The organism is Pseudoalteromonas sp. H71 (assembly GCF_001468485.1).
Classification (GTDB): Bacteria; Pseudomonadota; Gammaproteobacteria; order Enterobacterales; family Alteromonadaceae; genus Pseudoalteromonas.
Map to the genome: position 1 here is coordinate 1 of NZ_LODI01000014.1, position 14,004 is coordinate 14,004.

Sequence of the window (14,004 nt, forward strand, 5' to 3'; positions counted from 1 at the left end):
AGCCTTTACCACTTTTTTGCCATTGCCTCTTGAATGACCTCGGATTTTAGCCGCTCTTCAGCATACATTTTCTTTAAACGGCGATTTTCATCTTCAAGCTCTTTCATTCGTGTCATTAAAGACGCATCCATACCGCCGTATTTAGCGCGCCATTTATAAAAGGTTGAATTGCCCATGCCATGTTCGCGGCACAGCTCAGGAATAGGCACGCCGCTTTCTGCTTGTTTTAAAATGGCAAGGATTTGGTTGTCTGTAAAATGTGCTTTTTTCATAATTTTCTCCTGTGTTTACAATAAGAGAAAATTCTACGCTTGGCTTCTATTATTTTTCGGGGGGATTACCGCAGTATGAATGTATTAACTTAGCAATTTCAAAGTACACCAGTCCAACAGCATCCAGTGATTTTAAAAAGCACTTCCTAGCGCTCGCAACACCTGGAGCTGGAAAAACGATTATGGCGGCAACGTTAGCTCGGAAACTTTATGAACTTGGTTTAATAGACTTAGTATTATGTTTTTCACCATCATCTATTGTTTCATCAGATTTTAGTGATGAACTCAGCACACAGTTTAAAACTGAATTTAATGGCAAAGTTGGTTCATTGGGTGATGCATTCACTTATCAACGGTTTGGAACTCTAGATAATGATACTTGGAAGTTATTTGACCGTTTTAGAGTATTCGTGATCTTTGATGAAATTCATCATTGTGCAGGTTCTTCAAACCTCAATGCAAATGCTTGGGGCGCTCCAATTATTGGAAATATTCGTGATAAAGCAGCTTTCACTGTTTCGCTTACTGGTACTCCTTGGCGATCTGATGCATTGCCAATTGCGCTATCTCAATATTGTGATGGGCAAAAGATTCAATGTGATTATGTTTATGGCTTGAAAGAAGCTATCAAAGATAAGGTTTGCCGTATTCCACAAATAGTTGCAATAGATAATGACAAAATAGTCATAACTAAAACGAAGGAAAGAAATGTTTATAACAGCTTTACTTCTTTACTGGCCGCAAAAGCAACGTCATATTCAAAGATTGTCACGGATAATGTGGTAACTAAACAGGTTACGAGGCGTGCAATCATTAAGCTAGACGAAATTAGGAAAGTTAATAAGAACGCAGGTGGCTTAGTCATCGCTTCTTCTATTGAACATGCCCAAAAGATAAGAAGTATTATGTGGTCTGAATTTGGCAAACGAGGAGAAATAGTTACAACTAATGAAGTGAAACCTTCATTAAAAATTAAACAGTTTAGAAGTAACAGTAAAGAATGGCTAATTAGCGTTGGTATGGTTAGCGAAGGGACAAACATCCCTCGCCTGCAAGTATGCTGTAACTTAACAAATATCACGACTGAAATGTATTTTAGGCAGATATTTGGACGAGTTCTCAGAAAGACAGGATCGCCAAATCAAGAAGCTTTTATGTTTATGCCCGCTGAGCCAAAGCTCATGAACTATGCTGAACGCATGTGCCAAGACATTCCTGACGATGTTAGCAAAATTAAGACGGTGAAGATGGATGAGCCTATCGAGACCGAGCTTGATGATGAAGCTATTTTTGATGATGTCGAAATGACTAGCTCACCAGCTTCAGCAATTGAAGACATACCAATTTTTAGTCCAGATGAAAAAGAATTTACACAGATTGATGAAGAAGAAAACAAGAGCATTCTCGATTCAACTTGGTCAATGGGGATTGTCGGCAAGTATAGGCAAGACAGTTTAAAAGTAACGGATCTTGAGCCGTTTTTAATTTCTGAAGCGGCTAAAGATAAGTTAGCTGATTTAGGTCGATTGGCTGTATAGATGTATAAGATGCTCCATAAACCGCCCGGATGGGTAATATTGAAATTCACTCAAGAAAGAGAAGTCTTTTTCAAAATATTTGCTAGTTGGCGCGGCGGCTACTTAGATGGAGATAGTTGGCGGTTAAGCTCCGGTTCTAAGGTACCGCCAAGCTTATCAGACTGCGAGGGATATTGGGTTTGGCCTCAAAAATCAGGTTCTTGCTATCATCTTTCTATGAATGGTGAGGGCGGTATGTCTTTTTTTTCAGAGCATNTACTTAAGGATATTTTAAGCTCGAACAAGCTAGCAGATACTGGTAACTGTCAGATTAAGTCTGAGCTAGCACAGCTAAATAGGTACAGCTAATTGACCTTCAACTCTTTGAGCTTTAATCGTAAATCACTTAACTCATTATTAGTTTGGTTTATTGTTTCTTGCTTAGCCAAGATCAAAGCTTTAGCTTCACTGACCTTTTTAATGTTGGAATCCTGTTTACTTTCCAACAGGAATATATTTCTGGGGTAGTCATACTCTAAAACGACTTGTTCATCAGAGGTGAGCTTTAACTTGTTGCCTTTTTTTCTAATATAAAATTTGTTGTTGAATGCTATAGGTAAAATTATTGTGACTAAATCGTCGCGGTTTTCCTCCCTAACTCCATGAGATCTAACCCGCTTAGCTAGATGTTCAGACATTTCTCCTTTAAAAAACTTTGTGCGTTTTCCTTTCTCACGCCAATCGAGGTCTGGCTTTAAAGTTAAAAGTTCTTTTTTGAGGTGCAAATTTGACTTACTAAAAAAGCCGTTGCTTCTGTATTTCACCTTATTTGTCTTTTTATCAAATGAATATATTCTGAATTGAAAATTTATCCCAGAAGCGTCTTTTTTTAATTCTGCAAGGAATTTATTATTAAAAACGTCAATAGATTTGATACTCAGCTTATGCGCACCATATTGGAATTCTACCAATCCATTTGCATTTATAACTTCGTTTAACTTAATTTTGTTAAATATAATTTCTTTCTCTATCACTCCTAATTCATTTATTAATGCTTCATTTTCGTCAGCTAATTTATTTATTTCAGAATTTAACTTTTTAACTAGCCCTTCTTTTGAGCTTACTAGCGCTTCAACATCCAAATATTGTTGATAATGCTCTGCGTCTTTATAGCCCAACTGTGATGCTTTTTCTTGAAGATAAGCTTTCTTGGTTTGCTCTATTGCACTATTTACAGCCTTTCTTAGTGTTGGGACATCAATATTGGTTTTTTCTATATCATGACTTTTACTGCCTTTTACTAAATCGTAAATATCAGTCGATACATTTACTTTTTCAAAAGACTCGGCACCCAACTTAGCTGTGACTGTATAATTACACTGAATTAAGCTTTCACTTTTTTCTCGTTGCTCGAATGAGTCTACAATCAACTCAAGGTGATATCTAAGTGGTTTTTTGTATGATTGACTAGCAAAGTTCTCAAGTTGTTTATTTATATTACTTTCTACTAAGTCAATATTTTCATCGGTGTTACAATCTAGGTGGGAATTACCGCAACCAGTAATTAGAGTCGTTGATAAAGCCAAAAATAGAGGCGCAAAAAATTTCAAATCTTTCTCTTTGTTTTAATTATAAAAATCGATATTTTACTTTTCTAAAAGTGCTTCTGCAAGAGTCAGGGGGAGAGTGTATTGACCGATTTATCAAAGGGCCAAAAAGTTAGATATAAAGTATTCATTTAGCACGGGAGCGACTGTCTGATTTAATCAACTCCTGTTCATCCAACCTGGCAGATATCAAGTCAATGCTTATTCACTTTACTACAACTAACAAAAATTATAGCTCTTTCATAAAATGCTCTAGCTCTGAAGTATTTTGAATTGTTTGGTACTTCCCAAAATGCTCTAGAGCACCACCGTCGGATAAGGTATGACAGATTGACGATAAATATGCGTTCTCATCAATTGAGTGGACTCCTGATATGTTAGATATTCCGAAAATCTCTTTTTGAGCACCAGATTTCAAACTAACTTGTATTTTAAGGACATGCCCTCCAACTACTGGCAACAACGAGGTGTAACTAGAGTTGGTGACAAATGAAACATGTTCGTTAAGCAATTTATTGTACGCAGTCAATTTTATCTTTTTAAAACTATCAAACGAACCTTCGACAATAGAGCCTTTTAGTTCGCTGCCCTCAAGCTCTTCAGAGCATTTAGATATTATTTCCAAAAAATAATTTGTGTTATGAATCATATTTTCTCTCCTACTTTACTCAAAGTATTTAACTTCATCAGGGATATCAATGGACTGCTCTTTAGCAATGCTAGACTTATTAATGATTGTCATCTCTCTAAGCTCATGCAAATACTCATATAGCTTTTCAGGTTTTGAGCTTTGGGTATTACTATCAGAAATAATTGAATCAATTCTGTGTTGCATAGACATTATTCTATCTTGGATCACTTTGGCAGAATTAGCCCCTGCAAAGGCATCCAATTCATCCCACGCTAAATCTATATAATGCAGTAAGGACATTGGGTTATTGTGCCCCGTAAGCATCGCAACTTTTTTCAAGATCCCCGTGTAATCGGTTTTACTAGTGTTGTAACGGCTTTTTTCTGGGCTACTCTCTTTGAATGAATTTAAATGTAGTTTAACGAGATTCGTTATAAAACGGTGGCGGTACATACTTGCGCATAATTGTTGCTTAACATCAGCTTCAATTTTTAACTCTCGAAAAAGTTGGTAAATTGTACCTGGTTTAATTGCCTGCCCAGACAAAGGATTTAGGATTAATACATCTTCGACCTCTTGATTTTGCTCTAAAATTTCTGCATCCAGCAACCTCGTTTGCAATTTGGGAATATGCATAAGAAAGTACATTTGAAGTTCTTTTGCTAGGTCAACATCAATTGAAATGGTTCTATCTTTCCCTCCTTTCGCTCCGAGTATAAATAGTTTGTTTTCCCGCAGGTTGTCTATATTGATTAGCCTTGGTATTTTAATCAATTCACTAGGACGTACTCCCAAAGCTTCAAATACTCTGAGCATTAACTCCCTTCTAACCTTGAGAAAAGCAAAGTGCTCTTCAACTTGCTTTTTGCTGAATTTGTTTACGATTTTGGTTGATACTTTCTTTCTCTCTTTAAGAGTTAAAGATTGATGCGCAAGCCACAATTTTCTTATTAAACCTTGAGTTATAGCTTTTTTGGGGTCTGTAGTATCAGAATCAATTTTTAATGGAAAAAAATCATAAGTATGTGTGATGCCGCGAGAGTCTTTGCTTTGCTTTTTTATAAGCTCAATTCGACAATTGTTACCTACGCCAATGAAGTTTTCATCAAGGCAAAAATAAGATGCATACCATTTTAAGAATTCCACCCATGTTTTTAAAATAGTTTTTTGAGTATTCCGGTTACGACGTTTAGAACCGTCTTCTTTTTTTTCAGAAGAGAACATGAGGTATATTTTTTCAATTTTTTGAGTTGTAAGATCTTCAAAATCAAACTTTAGGTGAAACATGCATCGAATCAAATGGCTTACATGTCCGGCCTTATTTTTTACCGTCCCCTCTTTTAAGAACTTTAACTTGTCTGTCAGATAAAGCTCTACTGGAATACATGGTTTTCCATTTGGGTATTTAAAAGAAAATTGAACGCTAGAATCTCTAACATGTAAAACCTCGCCCGTGATTTCATCATAAAATGTAACTTCACCGATTGGTACACCTGTAACTTTTTTATATAGCTGAGTTTTACTCATTTTTTTGAGCCTCCGTGATACCAATAATGCCGCGAAATTTTTTCATATGTTCCTGGAAATCTTCTTTAATGCTTTTATCTTTTTCAATTAAAGGAGCTGTAAGCTTTAAAAGTTCATTGTATGCTCTGACTACAGCTAAACGCTGCGTATCAGGATCAACCTTGATAACACTCTGACTTTTTATTTTCTGCGATGAATAAGATTTGCCAGAAATAGCTTTACGCAGCGGCTCAATCTTCTTTGAAAAGTAGTTTTTTTCGATAAGATCAGCATATTTTTTGAAAGAGCCAAGCGACATAGAAATTATCCCCTGCTTTTTACTTTCATATGCAATTAAACTCTCTTGTGTCTTACAAGCTTTAACTAATTTTGGGTCTGAACTTGGTTCAGACTTGAGTATGTTTAGTTTTACTACTAATTGCTTAATAGAATTAATTTTTTCAATCTGCTTTTCTGTCATCACGCTTTTCCATCCTGATCGCAAAATTGAACTGCTCTGTGGAGTCTGAAATTGAATAAACTTTCATTTCATAGTCATCAAATAGCCCCATGTCGATTTGCTCTTGTATTTTTTGCTTATGGATTATAGATAGCTCGTCAACATTGAACTGCTCACAAAGATCGTTGTACAACTCTGATATCCCATCGACTTCAGAGCGACCCTCTTCAACATAGGAAAATAGTTGCATACTCAGAAATTGTTTCTGAATTGTCTGGTATGTATCCTCGTCTATATTTTCTTTTAAATATTGATCTAGGTGATTCCAATTGGAGTGACCTACAGCCCACCTCAGCGTATCTAAATGTCCGTGTTTAAAGCACCAGAAAAAATTGATAATGAAGAACTTGCGAAGCTCATGAATATTTAGATACCATCTCCGCCCGAAATCATCTAACGGCACTTCAATAAAGTCAGCAAACTTTCGGATACATTGTTTTGCAAAGCTATCTCCTTTAGCTGACGCTTTGAGTTCTGTACTATTTAGATCCAACCCAAAGAGTAAATATTTGGAGTTTTTATTACTTGAGCAGACATCCATTGAAAATCTTCTGAAATGTTTAAAGCACATAATAGCTTTAGCTGAGATGTAATGAATTGGCCTGTCACTACTAATTTTTTCCCCGCTGATTCCAGTTTTTAAAAAAGACTTTCTTATGTAAAAACCTGTCCCCTTTTTCTTATATAAACACTTGTTTAGCAACTCACCAAGTTCATTTATACGGTAGGGTAGTAAACTCGTGATAGCAACAAAGCAAGCGCCAAATAGTACATACATTAAATCTGATAGCGTGGGGTTAATTCTAAAATTTTCAAAATCATTACTTTTAGCTGTGTTGAGACAATATCCGCTAACGTTAATGCTTTTTCCAAATATTGCTGCCAACGAAGTGGGAATATTATTTTTTATGTAGTTATTTCTTTTTGAAGAAAAACTTGTTCCTATCCAGCACTGATTTATAAAGTGTGAAGTCGATTCAATATAGAATTTTAAAATATCATCTGCATGATCAAGCAAAATTTTGATTGATCTATTTAGATAAAACGTCACGACTTCAGAAGGCGGACACATAGTATGCCCCCCTGGGTGACAGTACGTATTGATCACCTTTTCTAGCTCTTCTTTATCGTAAAAGGAAGGTGGATTAATTTGTGTCGGAAATGAAGGGTACTGTGCAAATAAGCCAACAATTAAATCTAGTTGCTTCTTCGCATGTCTATAACTTATTGGTTTCGCTATCACCTCAGAAATAAGGGGAGTTTTGTGAGATGGATATTCACTAGTTCTTCTACTTTTAACTAACAAACCAGGGTACTTATTAAGCATCTCAGGCTCAAATTGCCTAATGAAAGCTTTAAATTTAGACCCGTATGTTTCCGTCGTAGCTAGAGCAAAGTGACTTCTAAACTTGTTAAGATCTATAATTTCGCATCCAAAAGCATTTGTTGTATATAAATCAAGCTTATGAAGGTAATTGACTATTTCTACAATTTGCTTTTCACCTAAGAAATACAGGTTGTCAGTTTTATATATTTTTATTTCTAGCTCATTTTGAAGCTGATTCATAATACGCTGAGGAATATTTAAAACCCCTAAATGACCGTGCCTAGCAAAGGCATAGAAAAACTTAGTTAAATAAAAGTTACTGATGTTTTTTAGATAGTCCTTATTAGGCTTCAGTTCTTTTTCATTCAAATAAAGCCATCCAATAAAGATCATTATGCAGGGTGATAAATTAAAAATATTTTGGCTTTCTGTAATATCTGTTCTACATAGAAACTGTGAGAAGACTTGTTGAATAAACTCTTTGAAATTTCGGTTCTCAGGTGAGTTCAAGTATGTGTGATTTGGTAAATATCGATCCCATTTCATTCTGAAAGCATATTTGTAACTACCACAGTCTTGTTTTATCGCTTTCTTGCTGGACAAAACCCACTCATCGTCAAGAGTATCAGAGAGCAAGTTTTTAACTTTCAGCATATTATCTGGACTATTAATCGCTCGATATTTTGATGATAATTGCTCTATCAACTTTAGATTAACTGTCATATTACGCACCCGACTTCGAAATGTCTAATACATTGTTTAATCAAATCTTTAGACTCTGCCTTGGCTTTCTGATGTGTTTTTTGATACTCTGGAATACGGTGTGTAGATAATGATAAATCCATTATTTTAGCGAAGCGGTACAATGAGTATGCGGTGAGACCATTATTAAATTTAATCTTTTTGATCTCCTTAGAGCTTAAACCACTTAATAGAACACTTTCGTGAAAGGCGTAAAGACGTGACAGGGGTTTCCACCCCACCAACCCAAACAATTTACCTACTAATTGTTTTTTAGATTTATTCTTAACAAGAGGTGCTAATAGAGAAGGGACTTCCATACCTGTCTGTTTAAACAATTCATCTATAAATTTTTCTAACTGCTTCTCCGTGTTTATGCCAGTAGCTCTAACCATTAGTTCAGGCTCTTCAATAGTAGAAGATATGACTATTGCATTTTGAAAAAGTCGAACAGTTTTCTCACGAACAATATCTATTAAAGCTGGAGGTATATAGTGTTCTATCAACACTTTTTCTGAGTTACCAATTTTCTTACATGCTTTTTTTACACTACCTGTTTTATGCCATTCCAACACTGCAATTGTCGCGCGAATTGCTTTAAAAGAAACAGTTCCCTTACCTAAACCGCATGAATTAAGAGATGGAAAGAAATCACTTAAGTCTTTTTGAGCAGCAGATTTTGAATTATCTTTGTATCCTAATATCCAGTTGATAATTCGACTTGATGATGGAACTGTAAACTGGCTATTGCTCTGATCTAAACAAAGAAAGACAAAATCACTTTCTATTCCATCCTGCCTAAATGATTCATTTTTTGATTGTATGCGCGTTAAAAACTCAAATATCTCTTTACTTATAGGATCCAATATTTCTGTTTGAATTTTTTTGCCTCTTTTTTTATCAACCTTGAACGAAGTATCCTGATCATCGTTTTCTTCGGCAAGAACAAGTGCTCCTGATTTATCAACGAATTTAGAAAATAGTAGAGGCTCAAAATTAAATTTGGGGCATTTAATTAATATCAGAGCAATTAGAAAAGCAATATCTCTAGTTTTTAGATTACCCAGGCACCAATTAATCCTGTCAGCATAAGGAATAAGTCCTATTTCGGGAATAAAATTTAACTTTCGTTCACTCGTATTATCGAAGGGGTTAAAGCCAAATTTTTCTATTTGACAACTAATTGTATCTCTTGGGAGATGAGGTTTATCTTTAAGAGTAGGGCTATGATAACTATGGTCTATTTCTCTGCATAAATAGAGTAAATTTGAGAGGGTCTCATTACTTTTTATAGTGCAAATATGTGTTCTTCGTGGTGGGCTTCCTACTTCTTTCTCGACAAAATAATATTTATTTTTGTCTTTGCGAGCCATTTTTTCATTAAGCTGTTTCTTATCAGCTTTTTCTAGCAAGTCGTTGCCAAAATCGAAGTATGCTTTGATTGTTTTCCAATAGCGTTCTAATGCTCCCTCTAAAGAGTTGAGCTTAGTATCCAAGTCAAATATAAAGTCATCCAGGTACTCTTGAGTTGTCTGGGATGGATCGACTGTAGAAATCAATTTCTTGAGGTTATTAGATGAAACTTCAATGCTTGAATTGTTTTCTACTAATTGTTTAGAGTTGTCGCCTAAAACTTTTTCATCTTCATCTTTTTCACAAAGTAAATTTGCCGGAACTTTATTAATAAGCACACTTTCGGGAATCAAACCTTTAATTTGAAGATAGTTTAGGAAAAGAACAAAAGTTTTATTCCAGTTGACCAGTCGAGTATGTATCTTGGCTTTAGATGATTCATCTTTCAAAAAATAAAAGAAAAGCTCATTAATGTATTCCTGCCATTTATTTGGCTCTGAATAGCTTGGAGGGATCAATCCAACCTCAAAGCCAACCTCAAATATACGTGTAATTTTTCTTACTTTTGTAGGTAGAGTTCTTGGGTTGTCATTTAAACAGTACAAGCGCAAATTATGTACAATCTCTTTTCCCCGTTCGAGCCTAGTAATATTGCGCAAACCAACATGACTAGGTTTGCCGCTTTGATTCGTATACCAAAAAACATTTTTTTCTAAATCTAGTCGTATCATGAGCACCTCTTGAAAACTCAAAATACACAACAAATAATAACCAGTCAATATACGAAGCTAAATCATATCATACATAGTCAAGTTTTAATTGCAATAGAAAACGATGTTACTCCGATAAAATCGTCAAAAAAAATCGTCAAAATTTAGTAATGGCAGGATAAAGAAGGTTTTATTTATTAGTAGTTTAATGGATATTTTGTGAGTTTTTTGACGAATAGTAACTATGGAATTCCGGTGTCCTATACCCTTCAGTTCCATTAGGTTTTATTTGCCACGCGTCGATATAATTAGCAAGCTCGTCAATTTGACTATGAGTAAGCTGATTAATATTACAATCAGGTATTGCAGCGCTTTCATGTAATATTTCAATAAAACGTTTAGGTAGTATTGTTGCTAGGCTATTTTTTAATGATTTTTGCGATTGCGTTTCTCGCCAATCTGCAAGCTGCTGTTTTAAATCTATCTCTGGAAGTAGGTTAATGGTAACAGCTTGCCCTGCACGCCAAAAAGAGCTTATTTGTAATATTGCAGGACCAGATAAGCCACGGTGCGTAAATAATATATTTTCTTTAAATGTGGTGCCGTCTTCGCTTGTGACTTCGCACGGAATACTCATACCCGATAGCCCTTCAAAGCGCTCTTTGTCGTGCTGATGAAGGGTAAATGGCACAAGCGCCGCCATAGTAGGTAATACGTTAAGCCCAAATTGCTCAGCAATTTTATAACCAATCGGTGTAGCACCTAATTTGGGCATAGTAAGCCCACCCGATGCAACCACTAACGACTCACAATGCAAAGTCTCTTGCTCTGTAGTAACGCTGTAACCCGACTCTGTTTTTTGAACATTAATCACTTCACTACGCAAGGCTATGTTTACACCCGCCCACTCGCATTCGGTAAGAAGTATATTAACAATATCTTGAGCACTATTATCGCAAAACAGCTGGCCTAACGTTTTATGATGGTATGCCAAACCGTGGCGGTCCACCAGCTCAATAAAGTCATGTTGTGTGTAACGGCTCAAACATGATTTAACAAAATGTGGATTACCGCATAAATAGTTTTCTGGTGCGGCGTTTTCGTTTGTAAAATTACAGCGCCCGCCACCACTGATTAAAATTTTACGACCCGGCTTTTTACCCATGTCTAGCACTGTAACATGTCGGCCTCGATATCCGGCTTGCGCCGCACACATTAATCCTGCCGCGCCCGCGCCAATTACAATTACATCTACCTGGGTCATTTATTCATCTCACTTAACAATTTGCTCGATTATAGCAAAATTTAATCGCCAGCAATGTACAGAATTAATTATTACAAATAACACAATAAATATACTTTTTACTTTTTAGAAGTATTAAAAATACAAATCAAAAAGCAATGCTTTTATCTCATTTTTGTTTTGTATGACAAATACAAAACAATGACAAACCCCTTTAAAACCCTCGTTATAACTAAATGAAATAGGGACATAATGATTTAGTATTTTAATTTTGTTAACACATAATTTACCTTTGTACCTGCATTGTGACAATCCATCACGATATAACTAATAAAAAATCTAGGGAAAATTATGACAACAAGTAAGACATTTAATAAGTGTGCATTAGCACTTACCATTAGTACGCTTTTTGCTACTGCATCAAGCATGGCTAACCCAGCACAAGCAATTGGCCCTTCAGTGGCAGATACAACGGCTAAACTTCAAAATCAAAGTGGCTTTGAAACGCAATTCATCATTAAATATAAAAATAACAATTTTGACGCACTGAGTTATTCAACTGCAGATGAAAGCCCTGTAAACATGAAAGCGCGTGCAAAAAACTTTGTTAAAAACTTTGCTTCTAAAAAAGGAAAGGTTAAAGCAAAATACATTCGCGCAATGGCACTCAATAACCACCACGTTATGCGAGCTGATAAAAAGCTTAGCGCAGCAGAAGCGCAAGAGTTTATGCAAGAAATGGTTGATTCAGGCAACGTTGAGTACATTGAAGTTGACCAAATGTTAAAACCTTTTGCGACACCTAACGATCCGCGCTATGGCGACCAGTGGCACTACTATGAGCAAGCTGGCGGTCTAAACTTACCAACGGCTTGGAACACCGCAACAGGTAGTGGTGTAGTAGTGGCTGTTCTTGATACAGGTTACCGCCCTCATGCCGATTTAAACGCTAATATTTTGCCAGGCTACGATATGATTTCTAACCTGTCAGTTGCTAATGATGGCGGCGGACGTGATAGCGATGCACGTGATCCGGGCGATGCAGTAGCAGCCGGTGAATGTGGTAATAATGGTGCGCAAGGTTCTAGCTGGCATGGTACTCACGTTGCAGGTACTGTTGCGGCCGTTACAAATAATGGTGAAGGCGTAGCCGGTGTTGCTTATGATGCGAAAGTAGTTCCAGTGCGTGTACTTGGTAAATGTGGTGGTTTAACATCTGATATTGCTGACGGCATTATTTGGGCATCTGGCGGTAACGTATCGGGCATCCCTGGAAACCCTAATCCAGCTGATGTTATTAACATGAGCTTAGGTGGCAGCGGCTCTTGTAGTTCTACAACACAAAATGCAATCAATACAGCTCGCAGCAATGGCGCTGTTGTTGTTATTGCAGCAGGTAACGACAACGATAACTCAGCTAACTACAACCCAGGTAACTGTAGTGGTGTAGTTAATGTGGCATCTGTTGGCCGAAATGGTGGCCGTGCTTATTACTCAAACTACGGTAGCAATATTGATGTTGCAGCACCAGGTGGCGCGCAAAGCTTCGCTAACGACTCTGAAGGTGTTCTGTCTACGTATAACTCAGGATCGTCTTCTCCATCGACTGATAGCTACTCATTCTCTCAAGGTACATCTATGGCGGCTCCGCACGTAGCGGGTGTAGCTGCACTTATCAAGCAAGCAAAGCCAAATGCTACACCTGATGAAATAGAGAGTATTTTAAAATCGTCTACACGCTCATTCCCTGCAACATGTAACAACTGTGGTACAGGTATTGTTGATGCAGCAGCTGCTGTTGCCGCAGCAAGTGGCGGCACAACACCACCTACAACAGGTGATAGTGAACTTGTTGATGGCGAAGCTAAAACAGGGTTAAGCGGTGGTGCTAACGCACAAGACTTTTACACAATGACCGTACCAAGCGGAGCAACGAATGTTACGTTTACAATGAGCGGTGGCACAGGTGATGCCGATCTATACGTTCGTGCTGCAAGCCAACCAACGACATCAAGCTACGACTGTCGTCCTTACAAAGGCGGCAACAGCGAAGAGTGTTCTATCGATAATCCAACAGCAGGCACATACCATGTAATGCTTCGTGGTTACTCTGCTTATTCAGGTGTTAGTTTAGTCGGTAATATTACAGGTGCATCTTCTGGTGGCGGTTCAGGCACACCTGAAGCAGGTGGCGGTACTGTGAGTGATGTAAGTGCAAGTGCTGGTCAGTGGAAACACTACACGCTAGATGTACCTGCGGGCATGTCTACATTTACTGTAACCAGCTCTGGTGGCACGGGGGATGCTGATTTATTTGTGAAGTTTGGTAGTCAACCAACATCGTCTAGCTACGATTGTCGTCCATATAAAAACGGTAATGCTGAAACATGTACCTTCAATAACCCGCAAGCCGGTACATGGCATTTAAGTGTAAATGCTTACAGAACCTTTTCTGGTTTAACTATTAGCGGACAATACCAACCATAATAGTAAATTCATAATCTTTAGGATAGCAAAGGCCAAACTGACTGTTTGGCCTTTTTTATGAGTAAGAAGGTTTCAGCTTATTTGGGTTTA

At 37.0% G+C, this 14,004-nt stretch carries 9 protein-coding genes and 2 pseudogenes; 3 read left to right on the top strand and 8 right to left on the bottom strand.

Annotation, left to right across the window (positions count from 1 at the left end; translation table 11 throughout):
* Positions 1-11 precede the first annotated feature (11 nt).
* A pseudogene (locus ATS71_RS08725) lies at positions 12-272 on the bottom strand (transposase); the annotation flags it as partial.
* 11 nt (positions 273-283) lie between these two features.
* Here ATS71_RS08725 and ATS71_RS08730 point away from each other — a divergent pair.
* Entirely contained in the window at positions 284-1,810 is a 1,527-nt protein-coding gene (locus tag ATS71_RS08730; RefSeq protein WP_235591447.1) for a DEAD/DEAH box helicase, read from the top strand.
* A 39-nt stretch (positions 1,811-1,849) separates the two neighbouring features.
* Positions 1,850-2,065: pseudogene (locus ATS71_RS18960) on the top strand (hypothetical protein); the annotation flags it as partial.
* Between the two features lie 89 nt (positions 2,066-2,154).
* Here ATS71_RS18960 and ATS71_RS08740 read toward each other — a convergent pair.
* From ATS71_RS08740 to ATS71_RS08770, 7 genes are all read right to left on the bottom strand, one after another.
* Positions 2,155-3,399: an amino acid--tRNA ligase-related protein gene (locus tag ATS71_RS08740; protein WP_058404483.1), complete on the bottom strand. Its 1,245-nt coding sequence runs from the start codon at positions 3,397-3,399 to the stop codon at positions 2,155-2,157.
* Between the two features lie 226 nt (positions 3,400-3,625).
* Positions 3,626-4,045: a hypothetical protein gene (locus ATS71_RS08745; RefSeq protein WP_058404484.1), complete on the bottom strand. Its 420-nt coding sequence runs from the start codon at positions 4,043-4,045 to the stop codon at positions 3,626-3,628.
* A 15-nt stretch (positions 4,046-4,060) separates the two neighbouring features.
* Entirely contained in the window at positions 4,061-5,554 is a 1,494-nt protein-coding gene (locus ATS71_RS08750) for a tyrosine-type recombinase/integrase (protein WP_058404485.1), read from the bottom strand.
* Positions 5,547-6,014: a hypothetical protein gene (locus ATS71_RS08755; protein WP_058404486.1), complete on the bottom strand. Its 468-nt coding sequence runs from the start codon at positions 6,012-6,014 to the stop codon at positions 5,547-5,549. The genes ATS71_RS08750 and ATS71_RS08755 overlap by 8 nt, the downstream gene beginning before the upstream one ends.
* The gene (locus ATS71_RS08760; RefSeq protein ID WP_058404487.1) at positions 5,995-8,103 is read right to left on the bottom strand and encodes a hypothetical protein; all 2,109 of its coding nucleotides are present in this window, start codon (positions 8,101-8,103) and stop codon (positions 5,995-5,997) included. The genes ATS71_RS08755 and ATS71_RS08760 overlap by 20 nt, the downstream gene beginning before the upstream one ends.
* The gene (locus ATS71_RS08765) at positions 8,100-10,205 is read right to left on the bottom strand and encodes a hypothetical protein (RefSeq protein WP_058404488.1); all 2,106 of its coding nucleotides are present in this window, start codon (positions 10,203-10,205) and stop codon (positions 8,100-8,102) included. Before ATS71_RS08765 ends, ATS71_RS08760 begins: the two co-directional genes overlap by 4 nt.
* A 184-nt stretch (positions 10,206-10,389) precedes the next feature.
* Complete coding sequence (locus tag ATS71_RS08770; RefSeq protein WP_058404489.1) at positions 10,390-11,448, bottom strand: NAD(P)/FAD-dependent oxidoreductase; 1,059 nt, start codon at positions 11,446-11,448, stop codon at positions 10,390-10,392.
* A 330-nt stretch (positions 11,449-11,778) separates the two neighbouring features.
* Here ATS71_RS08770 and ATS71_RS08775 point away from each other — a divergent pair, with 330 nt between their 5' ends.
* Entirely contained in the window at positions 11,779-13,914 is a 2,136-nt protein-coding gene (locus tag ATS71_RS08775) for a S8 family peptidase (protein WP_058404490.1), read from the top strand.
* The last annotated feature ends 90 nt before the right edge of the window (positions 13,915-14,004 follow it).